The sequence below is a fragment of the Mycolicibacterium sp. CBM1 genome, assembly GCF_054073305.1.
The window spans coordinates 27,447-44,801 of record NZ_JBSXPP010000011.1 but is presented as its reverse complement, the minus strand read 5'-3'; the positions used below and the strand labels follow the sequence as shown (position 1 = coordinate 44,801).

Annotated in this window: 14 protein-coding genes; 5 read left to right on the top strand and 9 right to left on the bottom strand. The window is 68.0% G+C overall.

The annotated features are described in order from the left end of the window. Positions 1-7: 7 nt before the first annotated feature. The 4 genes from ACXDF8_RS15745 to ACXDF8_RS15730 are packed head-to-tail and all read right to left on the bottom strand — an operon-like array spanning position 8 to position 1,615. Positions 8-433 (bottom strand): molybdenum cofactor biosynthesis protein MoaE, encoded by a 426-nt coding sequence (locus tag ACXDF8_RS15745; protein WP_457224208.1) that lies wholly within the window; start codon positions 431-433, stop codon positions 8-10. Further along, positions 430-942, bottom strand: a complete 513-nt coding sequence (locus ACXDF8_RS15740; protein WP_457224207.1) for a MogA/MoaB family molybdenum cofactor biosynthesis protein — start codon at positions 940-942, stop codon at positions 430-432. The genes ACXDF8_RS15745 and ACXDF8_RS15740 overlap by 4 nt, the downstream gene beginning before the upstream one ends. After that, a complete protein-coding gene (moaC, locus tag ACXDF8_RS15735) occupies positions 939-1,370 on the bottom strand; it encodes a cyclic pyranopterin monophosphate synthase MoaC (protein ID WP_457224338.1) in 432 nt (143 codons plus the stop codon). The genes ACXDF8_RS15740 and moaC overlap by 4 nt, the downstream gene beginning before the upstream one ends. A gap of 59 nt (positions 1,371-1,429) precedes the next feature. Further along, on the bottom strand, positions 1,430-1,615 hold the full coding sequence (locus tag ACXDF8_RS15730; protein WP_457224206.1) for a hypothetical protein: 186 nt from the start codon (positions 1,613-1,615) through the stop codon (positions 1,430-1,432). 65 nt (positions 1,616-1,680) lie between these two features. Here ACXDF8_RS15730 and ACXDF8_RS15725 point away from each other — a divergent pair, with 65 nt between their 5' ends. The 3 genes from ACXDF8_RS15725 to ACXDF8_RS15715 all read left to right on the top strand — a co-directional run bounded on the left by ACXDF8_RS15725 (position 1,681) and on the right by ACXDF8_RS15715 (position 7,607). Next, on the top strand, positions 1,681-3,939 hold the full coding sequence (locus ACXDF8_RS15725) for a helicase-associated domain-containing protein (RefSeq protein WP_457224205.1): 2,259 nt from the start codon (positions 1,681-1,683) through the stop codon (positions 3,937-3,939). Between the two features lie 43 nt (positions 3,940-3,982). Next, a complete protein-coding gene (locus tag ACXDF8_RS15720) occupies positions 3,983-5,632 on the top strand; it encodes a DNA repair helicase XPB (protein ID WP_457224204.1) in 1,650 nt (549 codons plus the stop codon). Between the two features lie 196 nt (positions 5,633-5,828). After that, complete coding sequence (locus tag ACXDF8_RS15715; protein ID WP_457224203.1) at positions 5,829-7,607, top strand: PE-PPE domain-containing protein; 1,779 nt, start codon at positions 5,829-5,831, stop codon at positions 7,605-7,607. Positions 7,608-7,614: 7 nt separating this feature from the next. Here ACXDF8_RS15715 and ACXDF8_RS15710 read toward each other — a convergent pair whose 3' ends face one another. The 5 genes from ACXDF8_RS15710 to ACXDF8_RS15690 all read right to left on the bottom strand — a co-directional run bounded on the left by ACXDF8_RS15710 (position 7,615) and on the right by ACXDF8_RS15690 (position 14,287). Next, the gene (locus ACXDF8_RS15710; protein WP_457224202.1) at positions 7,615-8,769 is read right to left on the bottom strand and encodes a thiolase family protein; all 1,155 of its coding nucleotides are present in this window, start codon (positions 8,767-8,769) and stop codon (positions 7,615-7,617) included. Positions 8,770-8,784: 15 nt separating this feature from the next. Next, the gene (locus ACXDF8_RS15705) at positions 8,785-9,210 is read right to left on the bottom strand and encodes a Zn-ribbon domain-containing OB-fold protein (protein WP_457224201.1); all 426 of its coding nucleotides are present in this window, start codon (positions 9,208-9,210) and stop codon (positions 8,785-8,787) included. A 94-nt stretch (positions 9,211-9,304) separates the two neighbouring features. Beyond that, on the bottom strand, positions 9,305-10,294 hold the full coding sequence (locus ACXDF8_RS15700) for an LLM class F420-dependent oxidoreductase (RefSeq protein WP_457224200.1): 990 nt from the start codon (positions 10,292-10,294) through the stop codon (positions 9,305-9,307). Positions 10,295-10,915: 621 nt separating this feature from the next. Then, positions 10,916-13,060 (bottom strand): 3-hydroxyacyl-CoA dehydrogenase NAD-binding domain-containing protein, encoded by a 2,145-nt coding sequence (locus ACXDF8_RS15695; RefSeq protein WP_457224199.1) that lies wholly within the window; start codon positions 13,058-13,060, stop codon positions 10,916-10,918. Positions 13,061-13,075: 15 nt separating this feature from the next. Further along, positions 13,076-14,287 carry an acetyl-CoA C-acetyltransferase gene (locus tag ACXDF8_RS15690; protein ID WP_457224198.1) on the bottom strand — a complete coding sequence of 404 codons (1,212 nt, stop codon included), beginning with the start codon at positions 14,285-14,287 and terminating at the stop codon, positions 13,076-13,078. A 192-nt stretch (positions 14,288-14,479) separates the two neighbouring features. Between ACXDF8_RS15690 and ACXDF8_RS15685 the strand changes: the two genes are divergently transcribed. Both ACXDF8_RS15685 and ACXDF8_RS15680 read left to right on the top strand, forming a co-directional pair. Next, entirely contained in the window at positions 14,480-15,988 is a 1,509-nt protein-coding gene (locus ACXDF8_RS15685; RefSeq protein ID WP_457224197.1) for an Hsp70 family protein, read from the top strand. A gap of 23 nt (positions 15,989-16,011) precedes the next feature. Next, entirely contained in the window at positions 16,012-17,205 is a 1,194-nt protein-coding gene (locus tag ACXDF8_RS15680) for a pyridoxal phosphate-dependent aminotransferase (RefSeq protein ID WP_457224196.1), read from the top strand. Positions 17,206-17,355: the final 150 nt, after the last annotated feature.

Below are 17,355 nucleotides of genomic sequence, written 5' to 3'. Positions count from 1 at the left end.
ACCCGGTCTAGGCCGAGTTCACCCACTCGTCGGTACCGTCGGCGAAGAACTGGTGCTTCCACACCGGTAACCGCTCCTTGATGGTGTCGACCAGCCGGGCGCATGTCTCGAACGCCGCCCCACGGTGGTCGGCCGCTACGGCGGCCACCAGGGCGGCGTCACCGATGTGCAGGGTGCCGACCCGGTGGCTGGCCGCCAGCGCCCGCACCCCGGTGGCGTCGGCCGCTACCTCGGCCAGCACTTCGAACAGTGTCTGCTCGGCCAGTGGGTGCGCGGAGTATTCCAGGCGCACCACGTCCCGGCCGCCGTCGTGGTTGCGCACCACCCCAGCGAAGCCGACCACCGCTCCGGCGGCGTCGTTGGCGACGAGATCCTCGTGTTCGGTCAGCGAGATCGCTCCGTCGACCAAGGCGGCCCGCAGAATGCGCGTCATGGGCGGTGATCTCCTCCGGCGAGTTGGTCCAGCGCGTGATCGAGCACGTCGGCGAGCACCGACAGCCCGTCGCGGACGCCGCCCGTCGAGCCGGGAAGGTTGACGACGAGCGTGCGCCGGGCGACGCCACACACCCCCCGCGAGAGCACCGCGGTCGGCACCGCGGGCAGACCTGAGCGGCGGATGGCGTCGGCCAACCCCGGTATCTGGTAGTCCAGGACCCCGAGTGTGGCTTCGGGCGTGGCGTCGGTCGGCGAGATGCCGGTGCCGCCCGACGTGATCACGACATCGGCCTCGTCGGCGATCGCGGCACGCAACGCGTCGGCGACCGCGCTGCCGTCAACGACCACTGCGGCGCCGGGAACGTCGAATCCGCGTTCGGCCAGCCAGGCCACCACGATCGGCCCGCACCGGTCGGAGTAGACACCCGTGGCGGCCCGGGTGGACGCGATCACGACCCGCGCCGAGCGGCTGCGCCGCGGTGCGTTCGCCCCCGGGGTGTCGCTCACGCCGGACGCACCCACACCCCGGTCTTGCCGCCCTCCTTGCGCAGCACCCGGATGTCGTCGAGGCGGGCGGCGGGATCGACGGCCTTGATCATGTCGTAAAGCGTGAGAGCGGCCACGCTGACCGCGGTCAGCGCCTCCATCTCGACGCCAGTCCGGTCGGTGGTGCGCACCGATGCTGTCACGCCGACCTGCGCTGCGCCGACGGCAAAGTCGATGTCCACCCCGGTCAGGGCGAGGTGATGGCACAGCGGAACGAGGTCACTGGTGCGCTTGGCGGCCAGGATGCCCGCCACCCGCGCGGTCGCCAGGGCATCCCCCTTGGGCAACCCGCCGGACGTGATCAGCTCGACCACCTCCGCGGTGGTGTGGACGGTGCCCGCCGCTGTCGCTGTCCGCGTGGTGGCGGCCTTGTCGGTGACGTCGACCATCCGCGCCGCACCGTGCTCGTCGAGGTGCGAGAGGCGGCGCTGCGGTCCGCTGGTCACCGCTACTTGTTGACGACGGTGACCGGGTGCAGATACGGCAGGTCAGCCGACGGCAGCGGGAACGTGACGTCGCCGAAGGGGGACAGTGCACCCACCCGGTCAGCCGCCAATTCACTGACCGCATGGTCCTCGGGATCGCGGGTCGGCCAACCGTTGTCGACGTACCGGGTCTTGGTCTTCTCAGCCACGGCAACATTCTGACACTCCTTGTGCCCGCTCGCGCACATAGGCACCTGTTTTACGCTGGTCAACAATGACCGAACCGCCGATTCCGGGCGTACCGCTGGGCGCCTGGCTGGCCGATCTGCCCGACGACCGGCTGATCCGCCTGCTCGAACTCAGGCCGGATCTCGCCCAGCCCGCCCCCGGCAGCATCGCGGCGCTGGCCGCGCGTGCCGTCGCCCGCCAGTCGGTCAAGGCCGCCACCGACGAACTGGACTTCCTGCGGCTGGCCGTACTCGACGCGCTGCTGGTGCTGCACGCCGACACCACGGCGGTACCGGTGTCCGAACTGCTGGCCCTGATCGGCGAGCGGGCCGACGAGTCATCAGTGCTCTCGGCCTTGGCGGATCTTCGGGACCGGGCGCTGGCGTGGGGCGACACCGCTGTCCGGGTGTCGGCGGAAGCAGCGGCGGGGCTGCCCTGGTATCCGGGACAGGCGGTCCTCGAAGACACCTCCCGCACCGCCGAGGAGATCTCCGCGGCCCTGACGGTGCTCGACGAACCCCAGACCGAGTTGCTCGACCGGTTGCTGATGGGTTCGCCGGTGGGCCGCACCCGCGACGCCGCGCCGGGGGCACCCGCGGATCGGCCGGTGCCGCGGCTGCTCGCGGCCGGGCTGCTGCGCCAACTGGATTCCGAGACGGTCATCCTGCCGCGTCGGGTCGGGCAGGTCTTGCGCGGCGAGGAACCCGGGCCGGTGCATCTGGTGGCACCGGACGCGGTGGTCGCCACCACCACCGTCGCCGATGCCGACGCCACCGCCGCGGGTGCGCTGCTCGATCTGGTTCGGGAGATCGAGCTCGTCATCGAATCCCTTTCCACCGCACCGGTTCCCGAGCTGCGCAGCGGCGGCCTCGGGGTTCGCGAGGCCAAACGGCTGAGCAAGATCACCGGGATCGGCGAACCCCGCCTCGGATTGATCCTCGAGATCGCCGCGGCCGCCGGCCTGATCGCCAGCGGCATGCCCGATCCCGAGCCACAGGATGGGGCCGGCCCGTACTGGACGCCAACCCTGGCCGCCGACCGGTTCCTGGAGACGCCCACCGCGGCACGGTGGTATCTGCTGGCCAGCACCTGGCTGGATCTGCCCGCACGCCCCGGGTTGATCGGCACTCGCGGCCCGGACGGTAAACCCTATGCGGCCCTGTCGGATTCGCTCTACTCGACGGCGGCGCCGCTGGACCGCCGGTTGCTATTGGAGATGCTGGCCGACCTGCCGCCCGGCGCCGGGGTCGACGCTCGACGGGCCTCGCAGGCGCTGACCTGGCGCCGGACACGGTGGGCGGCTCGGCTGCAACCGGAACCCGTCGGCCACCTGCTCGACGAGGCGCAGGCGCTGGGACTGGTCGGCCGTGGCGCATTGAGCACGCCGGCACGCGCGCTGCTGACCACGGGCGAGGATGCCGCCGTCGCCGCGATGGACAAGATCCTGCCCGCACCGATCGATCATTTCCTGGTCCAGGCCGACCTGACCGTCGTCGTGCCCGGCCCGCTTCAGCGCGATCTGGCCGACGAACTGGCGGCGGTGGCCACGGTCGAATCGGCGGGTGCGGCGATGGTCTACCGAGTCAGCGAAGCGTCGGTGCGGCATGCGCTGGACACCGGACGGACCGCCGGCGCACTGCATACGTTCTTCGAACGCCACTCGAAGACCGCTGTGCCACAGGGGCTTACCTATCTGATCAATGACGTCGCGCGTCGGCACGGACAGCTGCGCGTCGGCATGGCCGCCTCCTTCTTGCGCTGTGAAGATCCCACCCTGCTGTCGCACGCGGTCGCCGCACCCGCGACCGAACACCTCGACATGCGGCTGCTGGCGCCGACGGTCGCGGTGTCCCAGGCGCCGATCGCCGAGGTGCTGGCAGCATTGCGGGCGGCCGGTTTCGCCCCGGCTGCCGAAGACTCCTCCGGGGCGATCGTGGATCTGCGCCGGCGCGGTGCCCGGGTTCCCACCCCGGCCCACCGGCGAACCGTCCGCACCCTGAGCCGGCCCAGCGCCGACACCCTCGGCTCTGTGGTCGCCATGCTGCGCCGGGTCGACTCCAGCAGCCCGTTCGCAGGCGTGCGACTGGATCCGGCGGTGGCGATGGCGCTGCTGCAGCAGGCCGCCATCGAGCACACCGACGTGGTGATCGGCTATGTCGACGCCGCCGGGGTGGCCACCCAGCGCGTGGTCCGCCCGCTGATGGTCAACGGCGGTCAACTCATGGCCTGGGATCCCACCCAGGGCCGCCCGCGGGAGTTCGCCGTGCATCGCGTGACGTCGGTGATGTCGGCCGACGCTGGATAATGGGGGCCATGACCCCGACCGAAGAGCTCCAGGAGCGCCGATCGTGACCGACGGTCCGCTGATCGTGCAATCCGACAAGACGGTACTGCTCGAGGTCGATCACGAGCTGGCCGGCGCGGCCAGGGCCGCGATAGCCCCGTTCGCCGAGCTGGAACGCGCCCCCGAGCACGTGCACACCTACCGGATCACGCCGCTGGCGCTGTGGAACGCGCGCGCCGCCGGCCACGATGCCGAGCAGGTGGTGGACGCCCTGGTGTCCTTCTCCCGCTACGCGGTGCCACAACCGTTGCTGGTGGACATCGTCGACACCATGGCCCGCTACGGCCGCCTGCAGCTGATCAAACACCCGGCCCACGGCCTGACCCTGGTCAGCCTGGACCGCGCCGTGCTCGAGGAAGTGCTGCGGAACAAGAAGATCTCCCCCATGCTGGGCGCCCGGCTCGACGATGACACCGTCATCGTGCATCCCAGCGAGCGCGGCCGGGTCAAACAGATGCTGCTCAAGATCGGCTGGCCCGCCGAGGACCTCGCCGGTTACGTCGACGGCGAGGCGCATCCGATCACCCTCGACCAAGCGGGATGGCAGCTGCGCGACTACCAGGAGATGGCCGCCGACTCGTTCTGGGCCGGCGGCTCCGGCGTCGTGGTCCTGCCCTGCGGGGCGGGCAAGACACTGGTCGGCGCCGCCGCGATGGCCAAGGCCGGCGCGACCACGCTGATCCTGGTCACCAACACCGTCGCCGGTCGACAGTGGAAACGCGAACTCATCGCGCGGACCTCGCTGACCGAGGAGGAGATCGGCGAGTACTCCGGTGAGCGCAAGGAGATCCGGCCGGTCACCATCGCGACCTATCAGGTGATCACCCGCCGAACCAAGGGTGAGTACCGGCACCTGGAGCTGTTCGACAGCCGCGACTGGGGCCTGATCATCTACGACGAGGTCCACCTGCTGCCGGCCCCGGTGTTCCGCATGACTGCCGACCTGCAGTCGCGTCGCCGCCTGGGCCTGACCGCCACACTGATCCGCGAGGATGGCCGCGAGGGCGACGTGTTCTCGCTCATCGGCCCCAAACGCTATGACGCACCGTGGAAGGACATCGAGGCGCAGGGCTGGATCGCGCCGGCCGAGTGCATCGAAGTTCGGGTCACGATGACCGACAACGAACGGATGATGTACGCCGTCGCCGAGCCCGAAGAGCGCTACAAACTGTGCTCGACGGCGCATTCGAAGATCGCGGTGGTCAAGTCGATCCTGGCCCGCCACCCCGACGAACCCACCCTGGTGATCGGCGCCTACCTCGACCAGCTCGACGAACTGGGCACCGAACTCGGCGCTCCGGTGATCCAGGGGTCGACCAAAAACGCCGAACGCGAGGAGCTCTTCGAGGCGTTCCGCCGGGGCGAGGTACGCACGCTGGTGGTCTCCAAGGTCGCGAACTTCTCGATCGACCTTCCAGAGGCATCGGTGGCCGTCCAGGTGTCCGGCACGTTCGGCTCACGCCAAGAGGAGGCACAGCGTCTCGGCCGGCTGCTGCGCCCCAAACACGACGGCGGTGGCGCGGTGTTCTACTCCGTGGTCTCCCGCGACAGCCTGGACGCCGAGTACGCCGCCCACCGGCAGCGGTTCCTGGCCGAGCAGGGCTATGGCTACGTCATCAAGGACGCCGACGATCTACTCGGGCCCGCGATCTGAGCATCCGCGTACATCGTTGCCCCTGTGCGTGCTCAGCAATAATCGGCACTGCAGCGGTTAACGCCGCCTGGCGCCAAGTTGACAGATGAAGCACATCATCGCGTGAATTGTGCGACACCGTGGCAGGTATCAGCGAACCCACGGCCGACACGCTAGTCTTCGCCACGGTTGTGATCTGGTGTCGAAAGGGGTCCTGATGAATGCAGCTGGTGTGATCGGGCGGGTCGGTGGGCTGGCGGTTGCTCTCGGCATCGGCGTGGCGTTGCTCGACGGCGCGGCGCTCGCATGGGCCGACAACTCGGGCTCCGACTCGGCACCGCATGCCGGCTCGGCCCGCACGAGCTCGGGCCAGTCCCACACCGCCGCGGGCCCGGCCAAACGCAGTGCAGCAGCGGTGGCGTCGCGACGGGCAAAACCGGCGGCCTCGCCGCTCTCCGCGGTGGCGTCAGTACCCGCGACGGCGGTGTCCGCAACAACAGCGGTGTCCGCAACAACGGCGGATCCGTCGGAGCCGCAGGCCCCCACCACGCCCGCCGATTCTGCTCTCGACGTGGCGGCGCTGGCCTACAGCCGCCGCGACTCCGGTGTCTCGGCCAGGCCCGCCGCCGCCGCAACCGCCGCCGCGACTCAGGACCTCACGTCATCGACACCCGAGTCCTCGGTCCAGACCCTGAGCGCACAGAACACCGCGCTGGTCATGGGGCCCAGCGGCGTTCCGATCCCCAAATTGAGCTACATCATCGACGTCATGAAGCTCTACATCCGCCCGAGCTTCCCCGACGCAGTCCCGGTCCAGCTGGACACACCGGAGGGGCTGTATCCGATCACCGGCGTCAAGAGCCTGCCGCTGAATGTCTCGGTGGACCAGGGGCTGGACATTCTGCGCAAGGCCATCGCGGACCAGGTGCTCGCGGGCAACACCGTCACAGTCTTCGGATACTCCCAGAGCGCCATCATCTCTTCGTTGCTGATGCGCGAACTCGACCCCGGCGCGCCGGTGTCCTTCGTCCTGGTCGGCAACGAGATGAATCCCAATGGGGGCTTCCTGTCGCGATTCCCGGGCCTGAAGCTGCCCAGCCTGGGCTTGGACTTCTACGGTGCGACACCCGAAAACGCCTTCCCGGTGACGAATTACACGCTGGAGTACGACGGCTTCGCCGATTTCCCCCGCTATCCGCTGAATTTCCTCTCGGTACTCAACGCGGGCCTGGGCATCATCTTCGTGCACACCCAGTACGCCAAGCTCAGCCAGGACCAGGTGGATCAGGCGATCGCCCTGCCGACGACCGACCCCACTCAGAAGTACTACATCATCCCCACCGAGAACCTCCCGCTGCTGGAACCGCTGCGGCTGATCCCTGTCATCGGCACCCCGCTGGCCGACCTGCTGCAGCCCGCGCTGAAGGTGATCGTCAACCTCGGTTACGGCGATCCGAAGTACGGCTGGTCAACCGAGGGGTACGCCAATGTCCAGGCGTCGTTCGGGTTCATACCGGACGTGAACTGGGGCGAGGTGGCACAACTGTTCTTCGCCGGCGTGGCGCAGGGCATCGAGGATTTCGTCGCCGACATCAGCCCCGGCGGCGTGATGCAGCAGGAACTGGCAGCGCTGAGGCTTCCCACGGCCGAATCGCTGGCACTACCCGCGCCCGTCGATGTGATCACCGAGATCCAGACGCTGAATTCGCATATCGCCGAGGCGATCTCGAACGCCGCGGCGTCCATCTACGCCGCGGCGCTGCCGACCGCAGACATCGTCAACGCGATCGTCACGATGATCCCGTCCTACGACGTGAACCTCTTCCTGGACGGGATCAAGCAGGCCATCGCCGGCGATCCGCTCAACGGGCTGATCAACGCGATCGGACGGCCGCTGGCCGCGAATGTGGGACTGATCACCACCGCGAGCCTCATCGAGGTACTCGTGGTGCTGCAGGCGATCGAAGGGGTCTTCGGCAAGCAGACCGACGTCTAGCGATCCGCTACAGCGAAACGATTGTCGCCGAGGCGGTTCCGGGCGCACCGTACACCTGAGCCAGCCCCACTCGGGGATTGCCGGGCACCTGCCGCACGCCGGCTTCGCCGCGCAACTGACGGACCAGTTCGTACATCTGCCGCAGACCGGATGCGCCGATCGGCTCACCGTTGGCGATCAGACCACCGTCGGTGTTGATCGGCATGCAGCCGTGAATCTCGGTGGCACCGTCGGCCAGCAGCTTCTCCTGCTCGCCGTCGGCGCACAATCCGGTCTCGGCCATGTGGATGATCTCGGCGCCGGCATCAGTGTCCTGCAACTGGGCGATGTCGACGTCTTCCGGACCGATCCCGGCGGCCTCGTAGGCTGCCCTGGCGGCATAGACCGTCGGGGAGAGATCCTCCTGCAGCGGTGCCGAGGTGGCGTGCACCTCGTATGCGCCGAAGCGACGGGTGCGAATCTCGCTGGCGCGCACATAGACCGGCTTGTCGGCGAACCGGTGCGCGATGTCAGCCCGGCACATGATCACCGCGGCCGCCCCCTCGTCGGGTGTACAGAACATGTACTGGCGCAACGGATAGTTCAGCACCGGCGACGCCATGATCTCCTCGACGGAGATCTCCTTGCGACGGAAGGCATTCGGGTTCAACACGCCGTTGCGCAAGTTCTTGTTGGCCACCCGCGCGAGGGTCCCCTCGGAGATGTTGTGGTCGTGTAGGTATCGATTGGCCTTGATCCCGAAGAACTTGGTGGTGACGAACTGCCCATTCTCGGCGTACCACTGCGGCAGTGCCAGTTTCGCCGGGTCGTCGGTGAAGGCCCCACGCGGGTGCTTGTCCAGACCCACGGCGATACCGATGTCGTACTTGCCCAACCTGATGGTGTCGGCGGTCTGCTGGATCGCGCTGGCGGCGGTGGCACACGCGTTGTAGACATTGGTAAAGGTGATGCCGGTCAGCCCGACGAGCCGGGTCACCGCATCGGGGTTGGACACCTCGTAGCTGCCACCGAAGCCGAACTGGATGTCTTTCCACTCCATGCCGGCGTCGTCGAGTGCCGACACGATCGCCTCGGCGCCCATCTGGATGGCCGTCTTGTCGAATCGGCCGAAAGGGTGCATGCCCACGCCGACGATCGCGACCGAGTTCTCCTGGTTGGCCATGCGGGTCCTCTCGACTCAAACCGGCTGAAACGCGAAGGTGACGATCTCGGTGCCGTCGGCGTCGGTGGTGAAGGGGATCATCGTGAGTTCGACGTCCATGCCCCACGCGAGTTTCGCCGGATCGTTCTCGGTGAGCCGGCCCTCGACACGCACCACGGCGTCGTCGCCGAGGCCGAGCTGCACCAGCCCGACGCCGAACGGCACGAAGTCCTTACCGGTCGGGCCGGCATAGGGCGCGCCGGGAGCGAAGCCCTGGGTGGTCCAGGCCACCAGGGTGCCGCGCCGGGGCAGCTTCACCTCGGCCATACCGTCGGCGCTGCAGCGCGGGCACCGCTCCTGGCGGGGGAAGACGACGGCCGAGCACCTGCCGCAGCGGCTGCCGATCAGCTGGGGGGCGTCGTCCGGCCAGGTGGAGAGCTCCGGAGCCAGGGCTCGTTGCATCGCGGCATCCCTCTGTAGTCCGACGGGTAGCCGGATCGTACAACAGGGTTAGGCGCGAATGAAAAGCCCATTCTCATCTGGGTGCACGTGACTCTCACGCGAAGGCGGGGATCACCTCGCGCTCGAACAGTTCGATGCCCGACCGGTCGTAGGCCGCCTCGGGGAAGTAACAGATCACGTAGCCGCACCCCAGGTCACGAAGGGCCGACAGGCTTTCGATCACCTGGTCCGGTGTGCCCGTCGCCGAGCCCGGCGCGCTGGCCGTCGTCATCATCGCGTCCGCCGCCACGTCGCCACACACGCCGGAAATCCGGTCGCGCACCCGAGCGACACGGCGCTTGACGTCATCGGCGGAGCTGCCGAGGATCGCATTGACATTGGCCGAGCGGACGATGGCATCGAAGTCGGTACCCACCTCGCGGCAGTGCTCGGCGAGCACCTGCGACTTGTGCGCAAAGCCGTCCGGCTCCGACGTGAAGTTGGTGTACTGGGCGTACTTTGCGGCGATCTTCAGCGTCACCTTCTCCCCGCCGCCCGCGATCCAGAGCGGAATGCCGTTCTCCTGCAGGGGCTTCGGCGCGACAATCGCACCGTCGACTTGGTAGTGCCGGCCGTCGAAACTGACCTTGCCGTCGCGCCAGGCGTCCCGCATGATCTGGACACCCTCGTCGAGGCGGCCCAGCCGCACACCGGCGGACGGGAATCCGTAACCGTAGGCGCGCCATTCGTGCTCGTACCACCCGCCGCCGATGCCCATCTGGACGCGGCCGCCCGAGATGATGTCGGTGGTCGCGGCGACTTTAGCCAGGTAGGCAGGGTTGCGGTAACCCATCGCGGTGCACATCTGGCCGAGTTTGATGCGCGAGGTGGTGGCGGCGTAGGCGGCCATCAAGGTCCACGCCTCGTGAGTGGCCTCCTCGGTCGGCATCGGCACGGTGTGGAAGTGGTCGTAGACCCACAGCGAGTCCCACGGTCCGGCATCGGCGTCGCCGGCCAGATCTCGCATTACCTGCCAGTGCTTTTCGGTGGGGATGCCCACCAGATCCAGCCGCCAGCCCTGAGGTATGAAGAGTCCAAATCGCATGCAGCCGACTCTACGGACCGACTCCCTGACCACGTACCGGCATGGGCCGAGGCGCGACACCCTGCCCCCGAAAAGCAATCAGCCCCTCCCTTTCGGGAGGGGCCAACGCTCCCCCTTGCCTCCTCATACCCCTGGCGCAATCCCTATAACACCCTAAAACCTAACTGAGAGCAACCTGAGATGGATTCAATTCAGCAAAAATTTTCTGTTGTCGAGAAAAATTATCGCGCCCGACACCTATCGAGCCCGTGAATCGACAAATGTCGAGTTCAGGAGCCCGTCGACGCAAGCGCGGAATGGCAAACTTGGGAGCGCCGCCGACGCAAGCGGTTAGCGCAGCAACCGTCGAGACCAGCAATATCCGCATACCGGCAACGTCATGTTGCCAGCTTGCGGAGATATCGCGATTACCCCAGCTCATCGCCGATACTCCGACCGGCGTACGAGTTTGCGAACGCGCAAGAGCGAGTGACGGTGGGCAGCTAGCCGCTTGGCGGCGGAACTCGCCGCGATACCCGGGGAACGGCAGCCGCGGCAATGCCGCCGCCGTCGAGTCAATCGCAAACGTCCCCGAAACCTTGCGGTTTCGGGGACGTTTGACGACGATCGCGACGCGGGGGGCTACAGCAGCGAGGCCGGCGGGTTGAAGCGCTCACCGTAGCGAGCGGCCAGTTCCTTGGCGCGAGCCACGAAGGCGGCCTTGCCGATACCGTGCGGGCCCTCGTAGCCGACGATGAACTGTGCCGAACCACCGGTCCACGCGGGGTAACCGATGCCCATGATCGAGCCGATGTTGGCATCCGCGGTCGAGATGAGGACACCTTCGTCGAGACACTTCTGGGTCTCCAGCGCCTCGGCGAACAGCATGCGGTCGATCATGTCCTGCAGCGGGATCTGGACGCTTCCCGCGTTGAACGTCTCGGCCAGGCCCGACCACAGGCCGACCCGCTTGCCGTCGACGTAGGAGTAGAAGCCGGCACCCTTCAACCGCGACGGACGACCGACCTCGATCATCTTCTCCACCACAGCCTCGGCCGGGTGCGGCACGTAGGTGGCACCCGTGGCTTCCGCGGCCTTGCGGGTCTCGGTGGCGATCTTCTGCATCAGCTCCAGGTTCAGTTCGTCGGAGAGCTGCAGCGGCGGGGCCGGGTAGCCGGCCTGCGAGCCGGCCTGTTCGATGCTGGCCGCCGCAACACCCTCACCGAGCATCGCCAGCGCCTCGTTGATGAAGGTGCCGATGACGCGGCTGGTGAAGAAGCCGCGGCTGTCGTTGACCACGATCGGGGTCTTGCCGATGGCCAGGGTGTAGTCGAACACCCGGGCCAGCGCCTCGTCAGAGGTCTTCTCGCCCTTGATGATCTCCACCAGCGGCATCTTGTCGACCGGGGAGAAGAAGTGGATGCCGATGAAGTCTTCCTGGCGCTTGACCCCGGTGGCCAGACCGGTGATGGGCAGCGTCGAGGTGTTGGAACCCAGCAGCGCGTTGGGCTCGACGATGTCCTCGATCTCCTGGAACACCTTGTGCTTGAGGTCCTGGTTCTCGAAGACGGCCTCGATGACGAAGTCGACGCCCTTGAGGTCGGCCGCGTCGGCGGTCGGGGTGATCTTGGAAAGCAGTGCCGCCGACTTCTCTTCGGTGGTCTTGCCGCGCTTGAGCGCCTTGGCCTCCAGGCCTTCGGAGTAGGCCTTGCCCTTCTGGGCGGCTTCGATGGTGACGTCCTTGAGCACCACGTCGTAGCCGGCCCTGGCCGAGACGTAGGCGATCCCGGCACCCATCATGCCCGCGCCGAGCACGCCGATCTTCTTGATCGGCACCGGGGCGATGCCCTCGGGGCGCGAGGCTCCCCCGTTGATGGCCTGCAGGTCCAAGAAGAACGCCTGAATCATGTTCTTGGCGACCTGGCCGGTGACCAACCCGGTGAAGTAGCGGCTCTCGATCCGGCAGGCGGCCTCGAAGTCGACCTGCGCACCCTCGACCGCAGCGGCCAGGATGGCCCGCGGCGCGGGCATCGGGGCTCCCTTGAGCTGCTTGCGCAGCAGTGACGGGAACGACGGCAGGATCGCGGCGAGCGCGGGGCTCGACGGGGTGCCGCCGGGCATCTTGTAGCCCTTGGCATCCCACGGCTGGGTGTTCGCCTCCGGGTTGGCCTTGATCCATGCCTTGGCCGCCGGGACCAATTCTTCGACGCTGGCGACGATTTCATCGACCAAGCCGTTTTCCTTGGCCGCGGCCGGCTTGAAGCGGGTGCCCTGGGAGAGCACGTTGACGAAGGCGTTCTGGATGCCCAACATCCGGACCGTACGCGCGACACCGCCACCGCCGGGCAGCAGGCCCAGGGTGACCTCGGGCAGGCCGACGACGGCACCCTTGACGTCCGCGACGATGCGGTGGTGGGTGGCCAGTGCCAGCTCCAGGCCGCCACCGAGGGCCGCGCCGTTGATGGCGGCCACGACGGGCTTGCCGAAGGTCTCCAGCTTGCGCAGATCGCGCTTGACGGTCTCGACCATGTCGAACGCCTCGGCGGCGTCGGCGGGTCCGAGCTTGATCATGCCCTTGAGATCGCCACCGGCGAAGAAGGTCTTCTTCGCGCTGGTGACCACGACGCCGGTGATCGAATCCTTCTCCTCGATGAGGCGGTCGGTGACCTTACCCATCGATTCGATGTAGTGCTCGTTCATCACGTTGGCCGAACCGGTCGGGTCGTCCAGCGTCAGGGTGACGATGCCGTCGGCATCCTTATCCCAGTGAATGGTGTTCTCTGCCATGATTTTTCAGGCCTCTCAGACTCGCTCGATGATGGTGGCCACGCCCATGCCGCCGCCGACGCACAGCGTGATCAGCGCACGCTTGGCACCGCGACGCTCGAGCTCGTCGACCATGGTTCCGGTGATCATGGCGCCGGTGGCGCCGAGCGGATGGCCCATCGCGATGGCGCCACCGTTGACGTTGAGCTTCTCGCTCGGGATGTTGAGGTCCTTCTGGAACTTCAGCACCACCGACGCGAAAGCCTCGTTGAGCTCGAACAGGTCGATGTCGTCGACGGTCAGCCCGGCGCGGTCGAGCGCCTTGAGGGTCGCCGGCGTGGGACCGGTCAGCATGATCGTGGGATCGGCACCGGTGGTGGCGGTCGCCACGACGCGGGCGCGCGGGGTCAGACCGGAGGCCTTCCCCGCTTTTTCTGATCCGATCAGCACCAGGGCGGCGCCGTCGACGATGCCCGAGCTGTTGCCGCCGGTATGGACGTGGTTGATCTTCTCGACCCAGTGGTACTTCTGCAGGGCGACGTCATCGAAGCCGGCCATCGCGGCCAGGCCCTCGAACGCCGACCTGAGCTTGCCCAGGCTCTCCACGGTGCTCTCAGGACGCATGTGCTCGTCGTGATCGAGGATCACCAGGCCGTTCTGGTCGCGCACCGGGACCACCGACTTGGCGAAGTAACCGCCCGACCATGCCGCGGCCGCGCGCTGCTGCGACTGCGCCGCGTAGGCGTCGACGTCCTCGCGCGAGAAGCCCTCCATCGTCGCGATCAGATCGGCGCCGATGCCCTGCGGGACGATCAGGTTGTCGTAGACGGTGGCAGGGTCGGAGAACATCGCGCCGCCGTCGGATCCCATCGGGACCCGGCTCATGGACTCCACGCCACCGGCGAGCACCAGGTCGTCCCAACCGGAGCGGACCTTTTGGGCGGCGGTGTTGACGGCTTCCAGGCCGGAGGCGCAGAAGCGGTTGAGCTGGACGCCGCCGACGGTGTCGGGCATGCCGGCTTCGATGACCGCCGTGCGGGCGATATCGGCGCCCTGGTCACCGACCGGGGAGACGCAGCCGAGGATGACGTCGCTGATCATGCTCTCGTCGAGGTCCGGGAAGCGGGTCCGGAGCTCGTTGATCAGCCCGACGACCAGGCTGAGCGGCTTGACCTCGGTGAGCGAGCCACCGCGCTGCTTGCCGCGAGGCGTGCGGATGGCCTCGTAGATGAAGGCTTCTTCGGACATGGTTTGTTGCCCCTTCTGTCCTTTTCGGAGTGTGTGGGTCCGGCTCAAGGGAGCCTAGTCCTCTGTAGACGCACCCTAACAGCCTGCTCGGCCAACCTGTTGGTTGGGCGCCTGAGCTGCGCCGACGGTCGGCTCGACGTGCCGGGTCCGTCCCCGGCGCGGGGGCGTCCGGAGACCTAGACTCGGGGCTACATGAGACTGGGAATCGACTTCGGCACCACGCACACGGTCGCGGCGGTGGTCGACAGAGGCAACTACCCCGTCGTGTCCTTCGACGGCGCCGACGCGTGGCCGTCCCTGGTCGCCGGCAGCGCCACCGGCAAGCTGCGCTTCGGCCTGGATGCCGCCGCCGTGCGCCACACGCCGGGCTGGTCGGTGCTGCGGTCGTTCAAACGACTACTCGACGACGCCGGACCGGACACCGAGGTGGAGCTGGCCGGGCACACCTATCCGCTGGCCGACCTGCTGACCGGCTTCCTGACCCAGCTTCGCGGCGACCTGCGCCGCCGCTCCAACGCCGGGCTGCCCAAACGCGAACGCGTCGAAGCCGCCATCAGCGTGCCGGCCAACGCCTCCAGCGCCCAGCGCTTCCTGACCCTGGACGCCTTCACCAAGGCCGGATTCGACGTCGTGGCCCTGCTCAACGAACCGTCGGCGGCAGGTTTCGAGTACGCCCACCGGTACCGCTCGACGATCACCGCCAAGCGGGAGCACGTACTGATCTACGACCTCGGCGGCGGCACCTTCGACGCGTCGCTGCTGAAGATGACCGGCACCCGCAACGACGTGGTGACCAGCCAGGGCATCCGTCATCTCGGCGGCGATGATTTCGACGCGGCCATCCTGGAGCTGGTGCTACGTAGTGCGGGCCTGTCCGGGGTTGACCCCAAAACCCGCGAGGCGCTGCTCGACGAATGCGCGTCGCGCAAGGAGGGCATCGGGCCCAACACCCGTCGCTTCCTCGTCGACCTGTCGATCGTCGGCCGGCCCACGTTCTCCTGCGCGGTCGAAGACGTATACGCGGCGTGCTCGGGCCTGGTCGAGAAGTCCGTCGACGTCCTGTCGCAGGTGCTGACCGACCCGGTGCGCGACGACACGCTGGACCTCTCGGAGGTGGCGGGCATCTACGTCGTCGGGGGCGCTGGCAGCTTCCCTCTGGTGAGCCGGATGCTGCGCACGGCGTTCGGCGACAAGCGGGTGAAACGCTCCCCGCACCCGTTCGCCGCCACCGCGATCGGGCTGGCCGGGTTCCTCGACAAGGAGGCCGGCTACACGCTCTCCGAGCGGCTCACCCGCCACCTCGGGGTGTTCCGCGAGGCGCAGGCCGGAAGCGACGTGGTGTTCGACCCGATCCTTCCTAAGGACACCGTCCTGCCGGCCGAGGGCGAACCCTCGCTGGTGGTCACCCGCACCTACCGCGCGGCGCACAACATCGGCCGGTTCCGCTTCGTGGAGTGCAGCCGCATCGTCGACGGCCGCCCCGACGGGGACGTGACGCCGTACGCGCCGGTGTTGTTTCCCTTCGACCCGGACCTGCACGGCGACCGCCATCTGGCACGGCGCCCGGTGGTCCGCCACGACGAGGGTCCCGATGTCGAGGAGCGCTACGTCATCACCCCCGCCGGCGGGGTCGAGGTCTCGCTGACCACCAAGCCCGACGGCTTCACCCGCCGCTTCCGCCTGGCCAGGGGTGCCGCGTAGCCCACCGGTTAGGCTCGAGCGCTGTGACAGTTCGCGGTCTGCAGCCCTACGCGGTGACCATCTTCGCCGAGATGTCGGCGCTTGCCGCCCGCATCGGCGCCGTCAATCTCGGGCAGGGCTTTCCCGACGAGGACGGCCCCGCCGGCATGCTCGAAGCCGCGCAGAAGGCGATCGCCGATGGGGTCAACCAGTACCCGCCGGGCCTGGGGATCGCACCACTGCGGGAAGCCATTGCCGCACAACGTAAACGGCACTTTGGGGTGGAGTACGACCCGGACACCGAAGTGCTGGTCACCGTCGGGGCCACCGAGGCCATCGCCGCCGCACTCATCGGTCTGGTGGAGCCCGGCTCGGAGGTGCTGCTGATCGAGCCGTTCTACGACTCGTACTCGCCCGCCATCGCGATGGCGGGCTGTCGGCGCGTGGCGGTCCCGCTGGTGCCCGACGGCCGCGGCTTCGCCCTCGACCTGGACGGGTTGCGCGCCGCGGTGACCCCGAAAACCAAGGCGCTGATCGTCAACTCGCCGCACAACCCGACCGGCATGGTGCTCGGCGATGCCGACCTGCGGTCGTTGGCCGCCCTCGCCGTCGAGGCCGACCTGCTGGTGATCACCGACGAGGTCTACGAGCATCTCGTCTACTACTCACCACCTGGCAGGCGACACCGCCCCCTGGCCGCCTACCCCGGCATGGCCGAGCGCACCGTCACCATCTCCAGCGCAGCCAAGATGTTCAACTGCACAGGGTGGAAGATCGGCTGGGCGTGCGGAGCACCCGACCTGATCGCCGGGGTGCGGGCGGCCAAGCAGTACCTCACCTACGTCGGTGGGGCACCGTTCCAGCCGGCGGTGGCCTACGCCCTGAACAACGAGGACGCCTGGGTGAGCCGACTGCGAGACTCCCTGCAGGCCAAGCGCGACAAGCTCGCGGCGGCGCTGACCGAGCTCGGCTTCGGCGTGCACGACAGTGCCGGCACCTACTTCCTGTGCGCCGATCCGCGGCCGCTGGGCTATTCGGACAGCACCGCGTTCTGCGCCGAGCTACCCAGCCTTGCCGGCGTCGCCGCCATCCCGATGTCGGCGTTCTGTGACCCGGACTCCGCGCACGCTGGTTCGTGGAATCACTTGGTGCGCTTCGCATTCTGCAAACGTGACGAGACCCTCGATGAGGCAATCCGCCGGCTCGGCGTGCTACAGGGCGGCCGCCAGCTCCCCTAGCGCGCGGCGGTGCGGCCACTCCGCGCAGTGGTGTCAGCACGAGATCGTCGGCGTCGGCGCTCTGGTAGGACCGCAATTGTCGAGCACCGATTCGGCCGGCCCGACGGCGGCCAGCTCGGCGACGCTATCGACGCCGTGGGCTCACTCCGA